This window comes from Shewanella sp. LZH-2 (genome assembly GCF_016859145.1).
Classification (GTDB): domain Bacteria; phylum Pseudomonadota; class Gammaproteobacteria; order Enterobacterales; family Shewanellaceae; genus Shewanella; species Shewanella xiamenensis.
Genome location: NZ_CP069350.1, coordinates 1,266,082 through 1,286,762, shown reverse-complemented (window position 1 = coordinate 1,286,762; position 20,681 = coordinate 1,266,082). Strand labels below are relative to the sequence as shown.

Sequence of the window (20,681 nt, the reverse complement as noted above, 5' to 3'; positions counted from 1 at the left end):
GAATTTAGATAACACGGAACAAGGCGAGCTGCTTAACAGCAAAATACCCAGTACCTTTTTAAGTACTAATATCGGCCAGATTTCTTTATCTATGTTCTAAAGTGTAATCGTAAGTGAAAATGTAAGCTAAAGTTGTAAGTTGAAAAGTGAGTTAACATGCTGAATAAACAAATCTAATGCAATATCTGTTTGTTTATTCACAAAGCGTCAATGAATCCTTTAATAACAATGCTCAATAACCTAGGAGGAATAGTTTGTTTGACCAGTCTTTCAACCAGCGCACCTTCGGGTGCGCTTTGCTTTTATACTCCATAGTCGTTCAACCATTTACTTAAGCACTTAGTATCAAGCTTGTTCTTAAGCTAATGCACATTTCGCACAGTAACTGTTTAAGTGAAACACCAGTCCCCCGTAGCTTAATCTACCGCTAAAAACCCCAGAGCTAAGCGTTAACCCAGCTCGAGTTTTAGTGTAGACTTACCCGTTCGTCCATAACTCAAAGCAAGGCATTGAAATCATGACTCAAGCGCTGTTTTATCTACTGCCGCCGATGGGCGTGAACACGGCCTTTAGTGACATGTATCAATTGGCTTGCCGCTTGGCCCAACAGGGATTTATAAACCAGCAGCAGGTCTATATTCACTGTCAGGACAAGAACATCGCCTTCGAAATCGACGAGTTACTATGGCAGTTTGAACCCAGTGCATTTGTCCCCCATAACCTCAAAGGTGAAGGCCCAACCACGGGTTCCCCCGTTGAAATCGGTTTTGATCGACTTGGACCTAACAAAAGTCGTCAACTTCTGATTAATCTTGCAGACCAAGTACCGCCATTTGCGGTAAACTTTGGTCAAATCTTCGATTTTGTAGCTAATGACGACCAACATAAGGCGATAGCACGTGAACGCTACCGCCAATATCGTGGCTTAGGGATTGAATTAACAACCCAAAATTTAGCAACACATCCACTTAATTTAGCTTGAGACAGATACGTTCCCATGGAAAAAACATACGATCCTCAGTCCATTGAGCAGACTCTTTACCAAAACTGGGAAGAGCAAGGTTACTTTAAGCCCCACGGCGATGCCTCACAGGGCAACTATTGCATCATGATCCCACCGCCCAATGTGACGGGCAGTCTGCACATGGGTCACGCTTTCCAAGATACCATCATGGATACCCTGATCCGCTACCAACGTATGAAGGGTAAAAACACCCTGTGGCAAGTCGGTACTGACCATGCGGGTATTGCGACTCAAATGCTGGTTGAGCGTAAGCTTGAAGCCGAAGAAGGCAAGAGCCGCCATGATCTTGGCCGCGATGCTTTTATGGAAAAAGTCTGGGAATGGAAAGCGCAATCGGGCGGCACCATCACTAAGCAGCTACGTCGTATGGGCGCCTCTGTGGATTGGGACCGTGAGCGTTTTACCATGGACGAAGGCTTGTCTAAAGCCGTTCAAGAAGTGTTTGTCCGTCTCTATGAAGATGATTTGATTTACCGTGGTAAACGCTTAGTAAACTGGGATCCCAAGCTGCATACCGCGATTTCTGATCTCGAAGTGGAAAACAAAGAAAAGCAAGGCCACATGTGGCATCTGCGTTATCCATTAGCCGATGGCGAGCTGACTGCAGACGGTAAAGATTACCTCGAAGTCGCCACCACGCGTCCAGAAACTATGTTAGGCGATAGCGCGGTTGCAGTTCATCCAGACGATGAGCGTTATCAAGCACTGATCGGCAAATTTATTCTGCTGCCTATCGTTAATCGTCGCATCCCAATCGTTGCCGATGACTATGTGGACATGGCTTTTGGTACAGGTTGCGTGAAAATCACCCCTGCCCACGACTTTAATGACTATGAAGTTGGTAAGCGCCATAAGCTGCCCATGTTCAACGTGTTGACCTTAGATGCGGCCATTCGCGCATCAGCCGAAGTGGTTAACACCGATGGCACCATCAACACCACCTTAGATGGCAGCCTACCTGAGCGTTATGCAGGTTTAGATCGTTTCAAAGCCCGTGATGCAATCGTGGCAGAGTTTGAAACCTTAGGTCTGCTCGAAAAAATCGCTCCACACGGCCTAAAAGTGCCCTACGGTGACCGCTCAGGCGTAGTTATTGAGCCGATGCTGACCGACCAATGGTACGTAGCTGTGGCACCTATGGCCAAAACCGCTATTGAAGCCGTTGAAAATGGCGACATTAAATTTGTGCCGCAGCAGTACGAAAACATGTACTTCTCCTGGATGCGCGACATTCAAGATTGGTGTATCTCTCGCCAATTATGGTGGGGTCACCGCATCCCCGCTTGGTACGATGCGAATGGTAAGGTTTATGTGGGCCGCACCGAAGCTGAAGTACGTACTAAACACAATATCGATGATGCAATCGCCCTACGCCAAGATGAAGACGTACTGGATACCTGGTTCAGCTCAGCCCTGTGGACATTCTCAACCTTAGGCTGGCCTGACAATGTTGAAGATTTAAAAACCTTCCATCCAACCGATGTGTTGGTAACGGGTTTTGACATCATCTTCTTCTGGGTTGCCCGTATGATCATGATGACCATGCACTTCATCAAAGATGAAGACGGTAAGCCACAGGTACCCTTTAAATCCGTTTATGTGACAGGCCTTATCCGCGATGAAGCGGGTAACAAGATGTCAAAATCTAAGGGCAACGTACTTGACCCATTGGATATGATTGACGGTATCGATCTAGAAGCCCTAGTTGAAAAACGCACCGGCAACATGATGCAACCTCAACTAGCCGCCAAGATCGAAAAGAGCACCCGCAAAGAATTCGAAAATGGTATCGAAGCCCACGGTACTGATGCCCTGCGCTTTACCCTAGCTGCAATGGCCTCAACTGGCCGTGATATCAACTGGGATATGAAGCGTTTAGACGGTTACCGCAGTTTCTGTAACAAGCTTTGGAACGCATCACGTTACGTATTGATGAATACCGAAGGCCAAGATTGCGGCCCGAACTCACCTGACTACCAAGGTGGTGAGATGGAACTATCGCTGGCGGATCGCTGGATCATCGGTTTATTCAACCAAACCGTGAAAACCTACGACGACCAAATGGCAAACTACCGCTTCGACCTTGCGGCTAACACACTGTATGAGTTCACTTGGAACCAGTTCTGCGATTGGTACTTAGAGTTAACTAAGCCAGTGCTGCAAAACGGCAATGAAGCGCAAATGCGTGGCACCCGCCATACACTGGTCAATGTGTTAGAAGCGATGCAACGTCTGATGCACCCAATGATGCCGTACATCACTGAAACCATCTGGCAACGCGTTAAACCACTGACAGGCGCCCAAGGCGACACCATCATGCTGGCACCATTCCCAAGCTATGATGCTGCCAAAGTAGATGCGACCGCGATGGCCGATCTCGAGTGGGTTAAGCAAGTCATTGTTGCGGTTCGTAATATCCGTGCAGAGCTCAATATAGCGCCTTCTAAGCCATTAAATGCCCTACTGCGTGGCGTGAGTGCCCAAGACAAAGCCCGTGTTGAAGCTAACCAAGCCTTCTTCACAACGCTTGCACGCTTAGAAAGTATGACAATTCTTGGTGAAGGTGAAACGGCGCCAATGTCGACCACAGGTCTGATTGGCGAAATGGAATTATTAATTCCGATGGCAGGTCTGGTGGATGTAGCGGCCGAAATGGCTCGTATCGACAAGCAGCTTGAAAAGCTGACTCAAGAGATTGCCCGTATCGAAGGTAAATTATCCAATGAAGGCTTCGTGGCAAAAGCACCGCCAGCCGTAATTGATAAAGAGCGCGCTAAGATGGCCGATCTCAGCCGTGATATGGACAAACTAAAAGAGCAAAAAGCCGAGTTTGCTAAGCTAGAAGCCTAATCACGACATCTACGCTAAAAAGGGCTGTATTTTACAGCCCTTTTTATTTCCCCTGTTCCATCCTAAATCGCGTTAACACTCTTCAAACCTCTCTCAGAACTCGCCCCCCTAAGACCCAAAGAGGCTCATCGATCCCTTGTTCCATGCTTATCTCCCCTTCTCTCTTTTACGGCAGATCTTGCTAGCCCAGATAGCACTTATTGCTATCTCTTTATAGCGCGTAAAATAGCAAGCCAGAGCGATAAACATCATCGCTTAAGGCGTTGGCATTTCAACAAGCATAACGTGGCGTAAAAGACGGGTTATCAAGGCGTAAAGCTCGAGAAGAGATAAGGATTGAAGCAATATAATCCAGAAAAATCCCATTAAAAAAGCCCTGCAATTACTTGCAGGGCTCATCTAATCTAACTAAGTAGATGGTGCGCGTGGAAGGATTCGAACCTCCGACCGCCTGGTTCGTAGCCAGGTACTCTATCCAGCTGAGCTACACGCGCTTAAATACTGGGTAAGTTGCTACCTTACCGACAGACTTGAGTCTAGAAGAAGCACTTAAGTCTCGCAAATTAAATCTATTCACTAGGAATAGAATGGCGGAGAAGGAGGGATTCGAACCCTCGATGGGAGATAAAGCCCATACTCCCTTAGCAGGGGAGCGCCTTCGGCCACTCGGCCACCTCTCCGCAAAATCTGCATTTGTAAGCTATTGCTTACTAAAATGGTGCGCGTGGAAGGATTCGAACCTCCGACCGCCTGGTTCGTAGCCAGGTACTCTATCCAGCTGAGCTACACGCGCATTTTTGCGTTTTGCTAACAAAGCAATTGCTCTGTCAGCTAATTGGTGCGCATGGAAGGAGTCGAACCTCCGACCGCCTGGTTCGTAGCCAGGTACTCTATCCAGCTGAGCTACATGCGCAGTTTTAACAGTTATCTCAACACATTCGCATTAAGATTGAATATGGTGCGCGTGGAAGGATTCGAACCTCCGACCGCCTGGTTCGTAGCCAGGTACTCTATCCAGCTGAGCTACACGCGCTTAAAACACTTACTTGAAGCACTAATTACAAAATTTCTTCTGAAATTCAAACCTGATGAGTTAAACATAACTGATGCAGAAATGGTGCGCATGGAAGGAGTCGAACCTCCGACCGCCTGGTTCGTAGCCAGGTACTCTATCCAGCTGAGCTACATGCGCGACTTGTATCTATCTTGCTTCAATAAAAAATGGTGCGCGTGGAAGGATTCGAACCTCCGACCGCCTGGTTCGTAGCCAGGTACTCTATCCAGCTGAGCTACACGCGCAGTTTTTTATTTGTAAGAAATGGCGGAGAAGGAGGGATTCGAACCCTCGATGGGAGATAAAGCCCATACTCCCTTAGCAGGGGAGCGCCTTCGGCCACTCGGCCACCTCTCCGTTTTCTTGGCGCACATATTACTGTTTGACGAAAATAAGTCAAACCCTTTTTCTGAAACCGATTCCATTTGAACTGTTTTTAATCACATTGCGGTTATATCAAGCCAATGTGTTGATTTACGCCAATCTTTCGGTTTCAAAAATAAAAAAGTCAGTTTAAAAACTGACTTTTTTATCTGACTAATACTCGCATAAGCTTCGTATTAAAAGTTACCGCCTTCTGAAGGCGTACCTGATTTTTCAGATTGAATGCGTTGATAGATTTCTTCACGGTGAACAGAAACCTCTTTCGGTGCATTCACACCGATACGCACTTGATTGCCTTTTACCCCTAGCACTGTAACTGTGACTTCATCACCAATCATCAGTGTTTCGCCAACACGACGAGTCAAAATCAGCATTCGATAGCTCCTTTATGTCTTAATTCAGCTTACACACGGCACTCATCCGGTAGATGGGCTTATTATAGGGTCAGCTGAGTACAAATTAATAGTATTCAATACTCAAACAGTTATTTAATTACACCTTATTTAGCTCGAATGCGTGATGCAACGCTCGAACTGCCTTGTGTAAGTCCCTTTCATCGATCACAGTTGACAATTTACTCTCCGATGTCGAAAGTAACTTAGCATGGATTGTTTCGTTACCCAATACATCTAACATCTTAGTCAATAATCCAACTTTTGCCTGTAAACCTTTGCCAACTAAGGACACTTTTGCACGTTGACGCTCAACATTCAATTGGCCTAGATCAAGACTTTCACTTAAAACTTCAAGCTCATGCAATAAAACATCCACTTTCGTCTCGGCCAACATAAAGCTGACAGACTCCGCTGGTGACGTTTCATTCAATTTCAAAGGAGTAATAAACTCAACGTCTATCTCAAGTCGAGCCAAACAGGCTAATAAGGCTTGATAACGCTCACTGCTGGTAAATAACCCTTCAATGGTCAAGGTTGCTAAGGCCTTATTGATCGCAATTCCTTGTACGGATGCGGGCATCGCAAGCTCAGACTCATCACCAAATTGAATTAATGTGCCCTGACCAGCTTCAAAACTCGACAACACCCGCAGCGGTACTTTAAACCGTTGTGCATATTCGACCGAGTCAGGATGAAGCACCTTAGCACCTAGCTTAGCCATTTCGAGCATGACATCAAAACCAATCACATCGAGACGTCTAGCACTGCTGTCGATATTAGGGTCTGTCGTAAAAACGCCTGGTACATCGGTAAATATTTGGCATTCATCGGCTCTTAGCGCCGCCGCTAGCGCCACAGCCGTCGTATCCGAACCACCACGACCTAAAGTGGTGACATCGCCATTAGGATCGATCCCTTGAAATCCTGCCACAATAGGCACGATGCCTTGTTCCAGCAAGGAGGTTAAGTACTCCGTATCAACACTTTCAATACTCGCCCGACCAAATTGGCTATTTGTATGGATTTGCACTTGATCGCCAGTCAGGGATCTTGCCTTGATACCGCGGCGTTGCAACGCCATCGCCATTAACGCAATACTGATTTGCTCACCCGTAGAGACAAGCATATCGAGTTCCCGCGCACTTGCGCGGGGATCGATTTGCGCCGCAAGCGCAAATAGCCTATTTGTCTCTCCTGCCATAGCAGAAAGGACCAATACTTGCAGCTCACCACTGTGAGCGGACTTTGCAATCTGCTCAGCAACCACTTCGATGCGTTCAATCGAACCCACCGAGGTGCCGCCAAACTTCTTCACAAAAAGCTTGCTACCACTAAGCTTTCGTTTTTCGAGCACAGCAACCTCTTAAGCTAAACGCTCAGTAATCCAAGGTAATACTTGAGATAGAGCCGCATCCAGATTTTCTGGTTGGCTACCACCCGCTTGAGCCATATCTGGACGACCACCACCTTTACCGCCCACTTGTGCAGCAACCATAGCAACCAGTTCACCAGCTTTGACTTTACTAACTAAGTCATTGCTCACACCCGCGATAAGGTTTACTTTGCCTTCCTGAGCAACACCGAGCAGGATAACGGCAGATTTCAGCTTTTGCTTTAACTCATCTTGCAGGCCGCGCAGTGCCCCCGCCTCAACGCCTTCCAGCTTCTTAATCAGCACGTTAACGCCATTAACCACAACCGCATCACCCGCTAAATCCGCACTCGCTGCCGCAGCTAACTTATCTTTCAGTTGCTGCATATCTTTTTCAAGCTGCTTCATTTTATCCAGCTGGGCTTTAAGCTTGGTCACAACGGATTGAGTATCGCCTTTAAGTAGTGCTGCCGCTTCTTCAAGTTGTGCCTGTTGCTGTGCCACATAGGCCATCGCTGCCGCGCCGGTTACCGCTTCGATACGGCGAACGCCCGCAGCAATCCCCCCTTCAGAGGTAATTTTGAACAGACCAATGTCACCGGTACGGCCAACATGGGTACCGCCACACAGTTCGATAGAGAAATCGCCCATGGTGACAACACGCACCTGAGCATCGTACTTCTCACCGAAGAGTGCCATAGCGCCTTTTTCTTTGGCTTCATCAATCGCCATTTCAGCGACTTTCAACTCATGGTTGCGGCGAATTTGGGTGTTAACTAACTCTTCAACCTGTTTCAGCTCAGCAGGTTTGACTGCTTCGAAATGAGAGAAGTCGAAACGTAAACGCTCAGGGTCAACTAACGAACCTTTTTGAGTAACGTGAGTACCCAACACTTGACGCAGCGCAGCATGTAATAAGTGAGTCACAGAGTGGTTTAACTGAGTGCGGTGACGTAGCTTTTTATCCACTTTCGCTTCAAGTACTTGACCAACGCTTAAGCTACCAGCCATTAAGGTCCCTTTGTGGCCTGAAGCTTGGCCAAACTTTTGCGTATCGCTAACAGCAAACTCAATACCTTGAGCCACTAATACGCCCTTGTCACCGACTTGGCCGCCCGATTCAGCATAAAAAGGCGTTACATCGAGCACCACTACGGCATCATCACCCGCATTGATCGCTGAAACAGACTCGCCGTTCAGGTAAAGTGCTGTGACTTTGGCATTGCCTGTGAGTTCTGTGTAACCACAGAATGCGGTTTCAGCATCAATTTTCAATGCAGCATTGTAATCGGCGCCGAAGTTACCCGCGGCTTGCGCGCGGCTACGTTGTTCTGCCATTGCCACTTCGAAACCTGCTTCATCGACGATAATGTTGCGCTCACGGCATACGTCGGCGGTTAAATCCACTGGGAAGCCATAGGTATCGTACAGTTTAAAGACAGTGTCACCGTCTAAGGTGTCGCCCTGCAATTCGTTTAACGCACTATCCAGAATGCCTAAACCACGCTCAAGCGTACGGGCAAACTGTTCTTCTTCAGCTTTAAGGGCTTTTTCAACAATCACTTGAGTATCGGCTAAACCTTTAGCGGCATCGCCCATCACTTCGATTAGGGTCGGAACTAACTTGTAGAAGAAGGCTTCAGTTGCCCCTAACTTGTTACCATGACGCACGGCACGGCGAATAATACGGCGCAGTACATAACCACGACCTTCGTTCGATGGCATCACACCATCTGCAACTAAGAAGGCGCATGAACGAATATGGTCGGCAATCACGCGCAGTGACTTGTTAGATAAGTCTGTCACGCCGATGATTTCGGCTGCTTTGGCGATCAAGGCGCGGAAAATATCGATTTCGTAGTTTGAATGAACCCCCTGCATAATCGCAGCGATACGCTCAATCCCCATACCAGTATCGACTGAAGGTTTTGGCAGCGGCAACATCTCACCAGAGGCTTGACGATTGTATTGCATGAATACGATGTTCCAAATTTCGATGAAACGATCGCCATCTTCCTCTGGGCTACCAGGACGTCCACCCCAAATGTGATCGCCGTGATCATAGAAAATTTCGGTACAAGGGCCACAAGGACCAGTATCGCCCATTTGCCAGAAGTTATCTGAAGCATATGGCGCGCCCTTGTTATCACCGATACGGATGATATTCTCAGCAGCAACGCCAATCTTTTTATTCCAAATTTCAAAGGCTTCATCATCTGTTTGATAAACAGTTACACACAGACGCTCCTTTGGTAGCTTCAATACTTCAGTCAGGAAGGTCCAACCAAAACGAATCGCATCTTCTTTGAAGTAATCACCAAAGCTGAAATTACCCAGCATTTCGAAGAAAGTATGGTGACGCGCGGTGTAACCAACGTTATCTAAATCGTTGTGTTTACCACCCGCACGGACGCAGCGTTGGGCAGTGGTCGCACGTGTATAGCTACGTTTGTCCATGCCAAGAAACACGTCCTTGAACTGGTTCATACCGGCGTTGGTGAATAAAAGCGTGGGATCGTTGCCTGGTACAAGAGAACTACTGTCCACAACTTGGTGACCATTGCTGCGGAAAAATTCGAGGAAAGCACTTCTAAGCGCTGCTGTCGTTTGATACATGAAATCGTCCTGAATTGGGTAAGCATGACCAGCTACACCATAAGGTAGCCGTATTTCTATTTGCCCAGCATTATAAGCAGACTGAAGAAAGACGACCAGCCTTGAATAGCGATATCGCGCTTCGGAGTCTAATATTTTCGATGAGTTTTCATCTAATACAGGGCTTATCACAACAACCCAAGGTGAAAGTGGTGAAAAAGGACTAATTCTGTGAGGGAGATGAACTGAGTTAAGAATGATAAGCACAAACTTACCAGGGCAAGTTTATATGATTACATTAGGGCGTGTTGACGTTTCAGGGTTATTTTTGCAGCAGTTTGGCTGGCTTTTATGCAAGGCAAAGTCCGTGCAGTGTAGTTATTCTACATAAACGGACGATAACGCGGCAGAAAAGCCAGCCAAATACTGCCCGAAGGGTTCGTCTGGCAAGCCCTTGCTCTTACTTTCTGCCATAAGAGCCGCTCGTCATTTGAGTAAACTACACATCATTCCTCGTTTCGCGAGCACGAACTTGCCAGAACGAACAAAATGTAATCTCGAAACGTCTACACGCCCTAGTCATCATTATCTTCCAAAGGATCATAATCTAAGGCATAGGTGACTTGTTCGTAATTAAAGCCTTGGCTCAGTAAAAACCGTACTCGTTTGGCTTTTTCTTTTGCGATTTGCTCGCGGGATAGTGAGCCTTTTACTTCAAGCACTTTAGGGACCGTATACTTTTTGATGGCTTTCGCTTTTGCCAACTCAAACCAATCATGCTCATTTGCAGATAAGGCAGCTTCGATACAATCTTTAGTAAGCCCCTTTTGAGCAATAGCTTGACGAATGCGTATTGGTCCATGACCACGGGCAATGTGGCTTCGAACGAGAAGCTCGGCATAGCGCTTATCATTGATAAATCCTGACGCTTCACAATCATCAAGCACAGGATCGATATCAGCGACCTCAAAGCCTTTTTCGAGCAGTTTTGTGCGGATTTCTTGGCGGCAATAATCGCGGCGCGCTAACAGCGCGACCGCAATTTGACGGGCAGACTGGCTCAGAATACTTCGCCTGTTTCTAAATCAATATTCCCCTCGATATTATCATCATCGGATGCTGATGATGCCAGTGCACTTGGGTTACTCAATAATAACTCACGCAATGTCTTATCGATTTCAGCGGCAATGGCTGGGTTTTCAGTCAAATATTTACCCGCATTGGCACGGCCTTGACCAATTTTATCGCCCTTGTAGCTATACCAAGCACCAGCTTTCTCAATCAGTTTATGGGCTACCCCTAAATCGACTAACTCGCCAGTACGGTTGATACCTTGACCGTAAAGGATTTGAAACTCAGCTTGCTTAAATGGTGCAGCCACTTTGTTTTTAACCACTTTGACACGAGTCTCGTTACCAACCACTTCATCGCCTTCTTTGATAGCACCAGTACGGCGAATATCTAAACGAACAGAAGCATAGAATTTCAGAGCATTACCACCCGTTGTGGTTTCTGGGTTACCAAACATCACACCAATCTTCATACGAATTTGGTTGATGAAGATTAACAGTGTATTCGATTGCTTGAGGTTACCCGCTAACTTACGCATCGCTTGGCTCATCATACGCGCCGCTAAGCCCATATGTGAGTCACCGATTTCGCCCTCAATTTCTGCCTTGGGTGTTAATGCCGCGACCGAGTCAACGATGATCACATCTACCGCGCCAGAACGGGTTAACGCATCACAGATCTCAAGAGCTTGTTCACCGGTATCGGGTTGTGAACACAATAAGTTATCAATATCTACGCCTAACTTTTTCGCGTAGATAGGATCGAGAGCGTGCTCAGCATCGATAAAGGCACAGGTTTTACCTTCGCGCTGAGCAGCAGCAATCACTTCTAATGTCAGAGTTGTCTTACCTGATGATTCAGGACCATAAATCTCAACAATACGGCCCATTGGTAAACCGCCAGCCCCTAAGGCGACGTCAAGGGAAAGTGAGCCAGTAGAAATGGTCTCGACATCCATAGAGCGGTCTTCGCCCAGCTTCATGATGGAGCCTTTACCAAATTGCTTCTCAATTTGGCTCAATACCGCAGCAAGTGCTTTCTCTTTGTTTGGATCGACCTTCATTCCTGTTCCCTCATCTAGACAGCATCAGTACTGTCAAAAGTGATATTCAATTTAATAAAGCGGGTGATCAAAAAGCGAGGCTCTTTGTCGTAATCTGCTGACTAGTATACTGTACAATCATACAGTATCAATACCTGTGAATGAATTATTTTTCAGTCAGAAAATTTTTCCATTTAGACAAGCTTTTACCCACCCATCCTGCAGATTTATCAAGATATCAGTGAATATCCACGCTTTCAGGATCAATTTTCTGTAAATTGTTGCTAAGATTGGCGCCAATTGATTTTAGACAGTAATAGTGCAAATCAACTGATTTTATCTCCTATTACTGTATGACTTTATTCCCTATTTCAGGGCCGGCATAGCGGACGATAACGATTTAATGAATCCTATAGATACCGATGATTTAGAAAAACATACCCCGATGATGCGTCAATATTTGACCATGAAAGCAGAGCATCACGACATGCTGCTGTTTTATCGTATGGGTGACTTCTATGAACTCTTCTATGATGACGCCAAACGAGCCTCTGAATTATTGGGCATTTCACTTACGGCCCGAGGCAAAAGTGGTGGCGACCCGATCCCGATGGCGGGTATCCCTTACCATGCAGTTGAAGGCTATCTCGCAAAATTGGTTCAAATTGGCCAATCGGTTGCGATTTGTGAACAAATTGGCGATCCTGCCACCTCAAAAGGTCCGGTTGAGCGTAAAGTCGTACGCATTGTCACCCCAGGAACCTTAACCGATGAAGCGCTATTGCAGGAGCGGCAAGACAATCTGTTGGCCGCGGTTTATCAAGGCAAAGTGGGCTTTGGCTATGCGACTCTTGATGTGTCTTCTGGCCGTTTCGTGATTGCCGAATTAGAAACGAAGGAGTCCCTCGAAGCCGAATTGCAACGTACGAATCCGGTCGAAATTCTTTATAGCGAAGATTTTGGTGCACTGGAGTTATTGCATCATTTTAAAGGCAAACGTCGCCGCCCTGAGTGGGAATTTGATTACGATACCAGTATCAAACTGCTGTTGGCCCAGTTTGGCACTAAGGATTTACACGGTTTCGGCATAACCGATGCTCGCCTATCGCTGCAAGCGGCAGGCTGCTTGATGCAGTACGTAAAAGACACCCAGCGCACCGCCCTGCCCCATATCAATGCTATTACCCGTTTTAATCAAACCGATACGATTGTCTTGGATGCGGCAACGCGCCGCAACCTCGAGCTGACACAAAATTTGAGTGGTGGTCGGGATAACACCCTAGCAGCCGTGCTCGACAATACTGCCACAGCCATGGGCAGCCGTATGTTACAACGCTGGATCCATCAGCCGTTGAGGGACCATGCACAGATTTTTGCTCGCCAAACGGCGGTCAATGAGTTGCTCGCGACCGCGGCCCATGAGTCATTGCATGAGCAGCTTAAAGCCCTAGGTGATATCGAACGTATCATGGCAAGACTGGCGCTTCGTACCGCTCGTCCACGGGATTTTGCCCGACTACGCCAAGCATTAAACCTATTGCCTCAATTGCAGCAATCATTAGCACAGTTAAGTGCCCCCCATACAGTGAAACTAGGCCAACTCTTAGGCGAGTTTCCCGAAGAGCAACAACTGCTTGAGCGCGCCATTGTCGATAACCCGCCCATGCTTATCCGTGATGGCGGCGTGATCCGTGAAGGCTACAATGCCGAGTTAGATGAATGGCGTGGCTTAAGTGAAGGTGCCAGCGATTATCTAGTACAACTCGAAGCGCGGGAAAAAGAACGCACTGGCATTGCCACGCTGAAGGTAGGCTACAACCGAGTCCATGGTTACTATATTGAAGTCAGCCGTCTGCAATCACAGCAAGTGCCATTAAATTACCAACGCCGTCAAACCCTTAAGAATATGGAGCGTTATATCACGCCCGAGCTTAAGGAATATGAAGAAAAAGTGCTGTCAAGCCAAGGTAAGGCGCTCGCTCTTGAAAAACAACTGTGGGACGAATTGTTTGATTTAATCCTCCCCAAATTGCATGAGCTACAAGCCTTTGCCAGAGCAGCAGCCGAACTCGATGTGCTCAGTAACTTTGCCGAACGTGCCGAAACCTTAGGATATACCTGCCCAGAACTGAGCAGCGAAATCGGGGTAAAAATTGAAGCGGGTCGTCACCCTGTGGTTGAGCGTGTGAGTCAAACGCCTTTTATCGCCAACCCTGTCACTCTGCACAATCAACGCCGGATGTTGATTGTTACAGGTCCAAACATGGGCGGTAAATCGACCTATATGCGTCAAGTTGCACTGATCACCCTAATGGCACACATTGGCAGCTTTGTACCCGCAGATCGTGCCATTATTGGCCCTATCGATCGGATTTTTACCCGTATTGGCGCCTCAGACGATCTCGCCTCAGGCCGTTCAACCTTTATGGTGGAAATGACTGAAACGGCCAATATTCTCCATAATGCCACTGCGCAGAGTTTAGTCTTGATGGATGAAATTGGTCGCGGCACATCAACCTACGATGGCCTGTCATTAGCCTGGTCTTCGGCTGAGTATTTAGCACAGCAAGTCGGCGCGATGACGCTGTTTGCGACCCATTATTTCGAGCTAACACAATTACCGGAACTCATGGCTGGGGTCTATAACGTGCACCTCGATGCGATTGAGCACGAAGACACTATCGCCTTTATGCACGCGGTGCAAGAAGGTGCGGCCAGTAAGAGTTATGGCTTACAAGTCGCGGCCCTTGCAGGGGTACCAGCTCGGGTGATTAAGGCGGCAAAACATAAGTTACATCAGCTTGAGAGCCGCGACCATCAAGTAGAGGGCACAAAGGCACCGATTCAAACCCTGTTAGCCCTGCCGGAGCCAGTGGAAAATCCGGCCGTAAGCAAGCTAAAAGCCATCAATCCCGATAACCTGACCCCCAAACAGGCACTGGATTTACTCTATGAGCTTAAACGCTTGAGTTAAATAGCTTTGTTCATCGTAACTTAATAATAAAAACGCCCAAAAAATGGGCGTTTTTTTATGGGTTGATTAAACAACCTTAAGCATTAGTTTCTAAATAAAGCCTCTACAGATAGCCCTTGCGCCCCCAGCAAATCGCGCATGCGTTTTAAGGCTTCCACTTGGATTTGGCGCACACGTTCACGGGTGAGACCAATTTCAGCGCCAACATCTTCAAGAGTTGATGGCTCGTAACCCAATAACCCAAAGCGTCGCGCTAACACTTCTCTTTGCTTGGTATTAAGTTCATTTAACCACTTCACAACTGAGTTAGAGATGTCTTCGTCTTGTACTTTAAAGTCTGGACCTACGTTATCGTCATCAGCAAGCACATCGAGTAACGCCTTGTCGTTATCGCCACCTAAGGGAATATCGACAGAAGTGATCTTCTCGTTGAGTTTCAGCATACGGCTGACGTCAACACTGGAGACTTGCAATTTTTCGGCAATTTCCTCTGCCGTAGGTTCATGGTCAAGTTTTTGCGCTAATTCCCGAGCCGTACGTAAATATACGTTAAGCTCTTTTACTACATGGATAGGCAAGCGAATTGTGCGAGTTTGGTTCATGATTGCACGTTCGATGGTTTGTCTGATCCACCAAGTCGCATAGGTTGAGAAACGGAAACCTCTTTCTGGGTCGAATTTCTCGACAGCACGTATCAAACCAAGATTACCCTCTTCGATTAAATCCAGCAGCGCAAGACCACGATTATTGTAACGACGGGCAATTTTAACCACGAGTCGCAGGTTGCTTTCGATCATGCGGTTACGGGATTTTTCGCAGCCTTTTAAGGCTTTACGGGAAAAGTAAACTTCTTCTTCTGCACTAAGCAGTGGGGAAAACCCTATTTCACCTAAATAGAGTTGTGTGGCATCAAGATTTTTTTGCAGGTCATCTTGAACCTGTTGTTCGAGTCCTAGTTCTTGAACTAAATCAGCGGCGATATCCTCTTTATCGAGATCAAACTCTGCGGCATCAACGGAAAAATCTACTAGTTCTTCTACGGCAGTGCTATTTATGCGGCTCATGATCGAATCTCCCAAACCTAATTTAACTGCTTGTATTACTGCAATTTATTATCCTCCATGCCAAAACAAGGCCCTAAACAATCATTGCTTAGGTAAGTAGTTGAGTGGGTTAACAGACTGACCATGGTAACGAATTTCAAAACGTAACATTACTTGATTAGTACCTGTACTACCCATTTTAGCAATCGTCTGTCCAGCGAGGACATGTTGCTTTTCGTCGACTAAGATCTGATCCGCATGAGCATAAGCACTAAGGTAATCGTCACTATGCTTAATAATGACTAAATTACCATAACCCCTAAGCGCACTACCTGCGTATACCACCCGCCCATCTGCTGCAGCTTTGATGATATCTCCACGTTTTCCTGCGATCTTAATACCTTTATTTCCCTGCTCATTGGCAGAGTATGTTCCTATCAATTTACCTCTTACAGGCCATTGCCACTGGCTTACACTATCGGGTAGTGTCGATGTCGGAGCAATAATTGAAGGGTTAATATTTTGTTGGGAACTTGTTGCAGAATACGCAGGCTTTGCTTTCTGATCAAGTGTTTTTTTCGGTGTTTCACTAGATACAGAATTCTGAGGAAAATCATCACTAACTGATTGTTTTTTATTTTGATTATGCTGATACCCACCTTTGCTTGCCGAATTAATTCCACCTAAAGTCGTAGAAGATTTGCTATTTTGATTATGGTCATATGTTAAATACAAAACCTGACCAGGATAGATGGTATACGATTTATCTAATTGATTAATTTTAGCAATTTCGGCGTAATCTTTGCCTGCAGCCCAAGAAATAGAGTAAAGAGTGTCACCTTTCTTAACTTTATATGAATTAGATTTAATATTGCTTTTGTTGTGCTTTGAATAATTGTGGGAAAGACTTTCGACAGGTGCGGGGCGACTCGCCTGAAAGCTACAGCCCGCAAGCAACAACAGTAAACTGAGGTTTAAAAGTAAACCCGCATTCAACAATAAAAACTCCTTTTTGGGGCTATCTTACTGTTTTAGTAATTTATAAATCGATAAACGCGCTATGCAAGCTCACCATTTACTAAAGGAACAAATTTGACTGTCTCTATCACTTCAGAACTAAAACTATCCAAGTGACGCGTAATCCGCATCAATTGCTGCGTTTCTTCCCCCACGGGGATAATTAATACGCCGCCTTCGGCTAACTGGGATAATAACGCTTCAGGAACCTTTGCAGCAGCTGCGGTGACCATAATGCCATTATAGGGACTACGATTCTGCCAGCCCTGCCAGCCATCGCCATACTTAAAGGAAACATTATGCAGATCGAGCCGCTTTAATCTTTGCCTTGCTTGGATCTGTAACGTCTTTATACGTTCCACAGTGCAAAGCTCTGGTACTAATTGGGCGAGAATCGCCGCTTGATAACCTGAGCCCGTTCCGACTTCAAGCACCTTATGGGGTTTATGTTGAAGCAGTAACTCAGTCATTCGCGCGACGATATAAGGCTGAGAAATGGTTTGCCCTTGGCCAATAGGTAAGGCTGTATTCTCATAGGCTTTATGGGCTAACGCATTATCAAGAAACAATTCGCGTGGGGTAAAGGATATTGCCTTAAGCACGGCTGGATTGCGGATCCCTGCATCCTGAAGCTTTTTCGCTAAATTCACCGCCGATGTTAAGGCAACTCGAGTCATATTTTATCTACCCAATTTTGCAATATCGATAACTGTTTATACGCGGTCAAGTCTACGGTTAACGGAGTGATCGACACATAACCATGAGCAATGGCATGGAAATCGGTACCTTCACTCGCATCTTGTTCAACACCCGGTGGGCCGAGCCAAAAAATTTCTCGTCCTGCGGGATCTTGCGTACGCACAATGCCTTCAGCTTTATGCCGCGCTCCAAGGCGCGTCACTCTTATGCCTTTAATCTCATCCAACGGTAAATCCGGCACGTTGATATTGAGGATCTGATCACTGGCAATCGGGTGCGCTAATAGCCCCTGCACGATTCGCCGCGCGTAAACGGCGGCAGTGTGATAATGCTTAAAGGCTTTGCCATTAAGCGAAATCGCTACTGCGGGGAAGCCTAAAAAACGCCCTTCCATTGCCGCCGCGACCGTACCCGAATATAAAGTATCATCCCCCATATTCGCGCCAGCATTGATGCCCGATACCACCATATCCGGCTCACCATCACAGAGCTCCCGTATGGCTAAGTGGACGCAATCTGTTGGTGTACCGTACACCGAAATATAACCATTATCTAACCTATTAATTCTTAATGGATTAGTCAAGGTTAAAGAGTTACTTGCACCGGAACAATTACGATCAGGTGCGACCGTCATCACAGTGGCGATTTCGGCAAGCGCCTCCGTTAAGGCTTTTATTCCCGGCGCATTCACCCCATCATCATTGCTGACAAGGATGCGGATCATAAACTGGACTCGCCATTGTCGATTAGATTGACCTCTGCAACATCGCTTTCAGTTGCAGTCTTTGCCTCAGGAGCATTCGTATCCGGCGTAACTGTCGCTTGCCATTGCAGCTCTTTCACATCTTGATAATCAACCAGCTCTCTTAACAGCGATGTCGCAAAGCTACCCGCAGGTAAAATAAACTCGAGTACCAATCCATCCGCGGTTTGCTCGTATTTAAGTCCTTGAGGTTCCAGTAGCAATGGGCGGCGTTCCTGCTCAAGACCTGCGTGCTCAAGGCCGTAGCAATCGTCGCTCAGCTCAGCCATGGCTTGGGTTTCAACCTCGGCGGCTTCGCCCTGCGGCAGCATTTTTCCGCGGCCCCAGAGTGGCGCAGAAAGTTGAATATCCTTCTCAATCAAACGTTTTAATACCACTAAATCCCATTCAGGCGTAACGAAAAAGCTTTTGCTGCCCGCCAGCATCACGCAATCCCCCGCTAAGGGTTTAGTGCCATAATTCGCTAAACGATAGGAGACAACGGTATTGAATAGATTGGAGCGCACCGCAGACAGATACATGCTGCGCTTATTACGGTCTTTCACCTTTTTGCCCGCTAGCATTTGCCGACCAAGCACCAGGTTTTTACCATCATGCCCAAAACGCTGCTCACCAAAATAATTGGGCACACCTATTTGGCTGACTTTCTCGATGCGGCTGATAATGTCTTCCACGTTTGTGACATTGCGCAGGGTAAGGATAAAACGGTTGCCCAAGAGCGCGCCAATACGTAATTTTTTGCTGTGGCGACTACTGGATAATATGGTTAAACGCTCGCTGTTTATCTCGCTCCACGCAGGGGTTTCTTTACCTGGGATACGAATGCCAAACCACTGTTCTGTGATGGCATTTTTATCTTTTTGTCCTGCATAGGTCACTTCTTTGGGATGAACCTTAGCGAACTTTGCCAGCATTTCAGCCACTTGTACCGTGTTCAATCCATCCTTACGAATGTGGACTAAATGATGTTCGCCCTCGCCCGACGGGCTAAAAGGCAAAATCTCTTTGACGATAAAGTCGCTGTTAACGGTTCTTAAATCTGCGGTGCCCGTCGGTTTGCCGTACAGGTAATGTAGTTCGCTCATGGGTCTTTCTTATCTCTTAAAGTTGCAGGCTATTGGCGGCTGAGTAATACGACGGCTTCGACCGCGATGCCTTCTTTACGGCCGGTAAATCCGAGTTTTTCTGTGGTAGTGGCCTTGACGTTGATATCTGCAATATCAGCATTAAGATCGGCTGCCAGCACGTGGCGCATATCCTCGATATGCGGCGCCATCTTAGGCGCCTGGGCAATAATAGTGACATCCAGATTACCCAGCTCAAATCCCTTCGCCCGCGCTAAGGCATAACAATGGCGCAGCAAGACGCGACTATCGGCGCCCTTATAGGCGGCATCGGTATCGGGGAAATGTTTACCTATATCCCCAAGGGCCATCGCCCCTAAAATGGCATCGGAGATGGCATGCAGGACTACATCACCATCGGAATGAGCTACTAGCCCCGTTTCGTAGGGTACTTCGACCCCGCATAAAATTAACGGGCGTGGTTCACCAAATTTATGAACATCAAAACCATGGCCGATACGGATTTTCATGACTTATTTCCTAACGTATTTAATAAATTGCACAATTCGCTCAGCTTGCCTTCAAGCATTTGCGCGCAGTAAAAAAAGCTCTGCTAACTCCAAATCATCGGGATGGGTAACTTTAATGTTATCCGCCCGCCCGGCGACTAATCCAGGGGAAATACCCGCCCACTCCATCGCCGAGGCTTCATCGGTCACAACGGCCCCTGCGGCAAGCGCGGCTTTTAAATGCAATCGCAACAAGGAGGTTGGAAATAACTGCGGCGTCAAGGCATGCCAGAGATTATCGCGGCAAACGGTCGAGCTGATTTCACCTAAGCTATTGGCGCGCTTCATGGTATCGCGGACTGGCATCGCCAAAATGGCACCTTGGGGAAAGTGCACCCGCGAAGCCAGCAATTTATCTATGTCTTGCGCCGTTAAGCAGGGTCTAGCCGCATCGTGTACTAAAGCCCAACCATTGTCGGGCGCCTTATCGAGTGCCGCCAGCACTGAGTCGGCGCGCTCAGAGCCGCCAATAACAGTCACCAGCTTGGGATGCTTGGCCTGGGGCAACGCGGCAAACTCGGTATCCTCAGGATGCAGCGCGACAATCACTTGGTTAATTTGCGGATGGGACAATAACTTGTCTAAGGTATGAGCCAGAATGCTTTGTCCCAACAAAGTTAAATATTGCTTGGGTTTACCCGCGCCCATGCGGCTGCCAATCCCTGCGGCTGGCACAATCGCAACCACATTAGGTGAGAAAGGATCCAGCTGAATAGCGACTTCTGTTTCAGTCTGTGGCGCGGCTTCTAAGACGATATCCATTTG

The 20,681-nt window shown here is 47.1% G+C and carries 15 protein-coding genes and 8 tRNA genes; 3 read left to right on the top strand and 20 right to left on the bottom strand.

Annotated features, from left to right (window positions below; translation table 11 throughout):
• Positions 1-517: 517 nt before the first annotated feature.
• Both JM642_RS05785 and JM642_RS05780 read left to right on the top strand, forming a co-directional pair.
• On the top strand, positions 518-982 hold the full coding sequence (locus JM642_RS05785; protein ID WP_037420941.1) for a DNA polymerase III subunit chi: 465 nt from the start codon (positions 518-520) through the stop codon (positions 980-982).
• Between the two features lie 15 nt (positions 983-997).
• Positions 998-3,874, top strand: coding sequence for a valine--tRNA ligase (locus tag JM642_RS05780; RefSeq protein WP_203433115.1), 2,877 nt, complete (start codon positions 998-1,000; stop codon positions 3,872-3,874).
• Positions 3,875-4,291: 417 nt separating this feature from the next.
• On the opposite strand, the gene JM642_RS05775 is transcribed toward JM642_RS05780, so the two are convergent.
• From JM642_RS05775 to recA, 13 genes are all read right to left on the bottom strand, one after another.
• Positions 4,292-4,368: transfer RNA gene (locus JM642_RS05775), tRNA-Arg, on the bottom strand.
• A gap of 94 nt (positions 4,369-4,462) precedes the next feature.
• A tRNA-Ser gene (locus tag JM642_RS05770) sits at positions 4,463-4,554 on the bottom strand.
• A 36-nt stretch (positions 4,555-4,590) separates the two neighbouring features.
• Positions 4,591-4,667, bottom strand: a tRNA-Arg gene (locus JM642_RS05765).
• A gap of 43 nt (positions 4,668-4,710) precedes the next feature.
• Positions 4,711-4,787 (bottom strand) — tRNA-Arg (locus JM642_RS05760).
• Between the two features lie 43 nt (positions 4,788-4,830).
• Positions 4,831-4,907 (bottom strand) — tRNA-Arg (locus JM642_RS05755).
• Positions 4,908-4,989: 82 nt separating this feature from the next.
• Positions 4,990-5,066 (bottom strand) — tRNA-Arg (locus JM642_RS05750).
• Positions 5,067-5,096: 30 nt separating this feature from the next.
• Positions 5,097-5,173 (bottom strand) — tRNA-Arg (locus JM642_RS05745).
• 20 nt (positions 5,174-5,193) lie between these two features.
• Positions 5,194-5,285 (bottom strand) — tRNA-Ser (locus JM642_RS05740).
• A gap of 203 nt (positions 5,286-5,488) precedes the next feature.
• A complete protein-coding gene (csrA, locus tag JM642_RS05735) occupies positions 5,489-5,686 on the bottom strand; it encodes a carbon storage regulator CsrA (protein WP_006082602.1) in 198 nt (65 codons plus the stop codon).
• Positions 5,687-5,804: 118 nt separating this feature from the next.
• Complete coding sequence (locus JM642_RS05730) at positions 5,805-7,061, bottom strand: aspartate kinase (RefSeq protein ID WP_037420970.1); 1,257 nt, start codon at positions 7,059-7,061, stop codon at positions 5,805-5,807.
• A gap of 9 nt (positions 7,062-7,070) precedes the next feature.
• Complete coding sequence (alaS, locus tag JM642_RS05725; RefSeq protein WP_203433113.1) at positions 7,071-9,695, bottom strand: alanine--tRNA ligase; 2,625 nt, start codon at positions 9,693-9,695, stop codon at positions 7,071-7,073.
• 554 nt (positions 9,696-10,249) lie between these two features.
• A complete protein-coding gene (locus JM642_RS05720) occupies positions 10,250-10,660 on the bottom strand; it encodes a regulatory protein RecX (protein ID WP_047537217.1) in 411 nt (136 codons plus the stop codon).
• A gap of 74 nt (positions 10,661-10,734) precedes the next feature.
• Positions 10,735-11,808 carry a recombinase RecA gene (recA, locus tag JM642_RS05715; protein ID WP_037420979.1) on the bottom strand — a complete coding sequence of 358 codons (1,074 nt, stop codon included), beginning with the start codon at positions 11,806-11,808 and terminating at the stop codon, positions 10,735-10,737.
• A 382-nt stretch (positions 11,809-12,190) separates the two neighbouring features.
• Between recA and mutS the strand changes: the two genes are divergently transcribed.
• Entirely contained in the window at positions 12,191-14,761 is a 2,571-nt protein-coding gene (mutS, locus tag JM642_RS05710; protein WP_172589573.1) for a DNA mismatch repair protein MutS, read from the top strand.
• 83 nt (positions 14,762-14,844) lie between these two features.
• On the opposite strand, the gene rpoS is transcribed toward mutS, so the two are convergent.
• The 7 genes from rpoS to ispD all read right to left on the bottom strand — a co-directional run bounded on the left by rpoS (position 14,845) and on the right by ispD (position 20,678).
• Complete coding sequence (gene rpoS / locus JM642_RS05705) at positions 14,845-15,825, bottom strand: RNA polymerase sigma factor RpoS (RefSeq protein WP_037421178.1); 981 nt, start codon at positions 15,823-15,825, stop codon at positions 14,845-14,847.
• An 81-nt stretch (positions 15,826-15,906) separates the two neighbouring features.
• Positions 15,907-16,803, bottom strand: coding sequence for a peptidoglycan DD-metalloendopeptidase family protein (locus JM642_RS05700; RefSeq protein WP_203433111.1), 897 nt, complete (start codon positions 16,801-16,803; stop codon positions 15,907-15,909).
• Positions 16,804-16,862: 59 nt separating this feature from the next.
• Complete coding sequence (locus tag JM642_RS05695; RefSeq protein WP_203433109.1) at positions 16,863-17,498, bottom strand: protein-L-isoaspartate(D-aspartate) O-methyltransferase; 636 nt, start codon at positions 17,496-17,498, stop codon at positions 16,863-16,865.
• Positions 17,495-18,244: a 5'/3'-nucleotidase SurE gene (gene surE, locus JM642_RS05690; RefSeq protein ID WP_037426213.1), complete on the bottom strand. Its 750-nt coding sequence runs from the start codon at positions 18,242-18,244 to the stop codon at positions 17,495-17,497. Before surE ends, JM642_RS05695 begins: the two co-directional genes overlap by 4 nt.
• Positions 18,241-19,368 (bottom strand): tRNA pseudouridine(13) synthase TruD, encoded by a 1,128-nt coding sequence (locus JM642_RS05685; protein WP_203433107.1) that lies wholly within the window; start codon positions 19,366-19,368, stop codon positions 18,241-18,243. The genes surE and JM642_RS05685 overlap by 4 nt, the downstream gene beginning before the upstream one ends.
• A gap of 29 nt (positions 19,369-19,397) precedes the next feature.
• Positions 19,398-19,877, bottom strand: coding sequence for a 2-C-methyl-D-erythritol 2,4-cyclodiphosphate synthase (gene ispF, locus JM642_RS05680; protein ID WP_037421163.1), 480 nt, complete (start codon positions 19,875-19,877; stop codon positions 19,398-19,400).
• Between the two features lie 51 nt (positions 19,878-19,928).
• Complete coding sequence (gene ispD, locus JM642_RS05675) at positions 19,929-20,678, bottom strand: 2-C-methyl-D-erythritol 4-phosphate cytidylyltransferase (protein ID WP_172591540.1); 750 nt, start codon at positions 20,676-20,678, stop codon at positions 19,929-19,931.
• Positions 20,679-20,681: the final 3 nt, after the last annotated feature.

Coding starts and splice junctions, on each gene's coding strand:
- JM642_RS05685 (WP_203433107.1), bottom strand. CDS start 19,368: ATGAGCGAACTACATTACCTGTACGGCAAACCGACGGGCACCGCAGAT.
- JM642_RS05695 (WP_203433109.1), bottom strand. CDS start 17,498: ATGACTCGAGTTGCCTTAACATCGGCGGTGAATTTAGCGAAAAAGCTT.
- ispD (WP_172591540.1), bottom strand. CDS start 20,678: ATGGATATCGTCTTAGAAGCCGCGCCACAGACTGAAACAGAAGTCGCT.
- recA (WP_037420979.1), bottom strand. CDS start 11,808: ATGAAGGTCGATCCAAACAAAGAGAAAGCACTTGCTGCGGTATTGAGC.
- alaS (WP_203433113.1), bottom strand. CDS start 9,695: ATGTATCAAACGACAGCAGCGCTTAGAAGTGCTTTCCTCGAATTTTTC.
- JM642_RS05785 (WP_037420941.1), top strand. CDS start 518: ATGACTCAAGCGCTGTTTTATCTACTGCCGCCGATGGGCGTGAACACG.
- surE (WP_037426213.1), bottom strand. CDS start 18,244: ATGATCCGCATCCTTGTCAGCAATGATGATGGGGTGAATGCGCCGGGA.
- csrA (WP_006082602.1), bottom strand. CDS start 5,686: ATGCTGATTTTGACTCGTCGTGTTGGCGAAACACTGATGATTGGTGAT.
- ispF (WP_037421163.1), bottom strand. CDS start 19,877: ATGAAAATCCGTATCGGCCATGGTTTTGATGTTCATAAATTTGGTGAA.
- JM642_RS05780 (WP_203433115.1), top strand. CDS start 998: ATGGAAAAAACATACGATCCTCAGTCCATTGAGCAGACTCTTTACCAA.
- mutS (WP_172589573.1), top strand. CDS start 12,191: ATGAATCCTATAGATACCGATGATTTAGAAAAACATACCCCGATGATG.
- rpoS (WP_037421178.1), bottom strand. CDS start 15,825: ATGAGCCGCATAAATAGCACTGCCGTAGAAGAACTAGTAGATTTTTCC.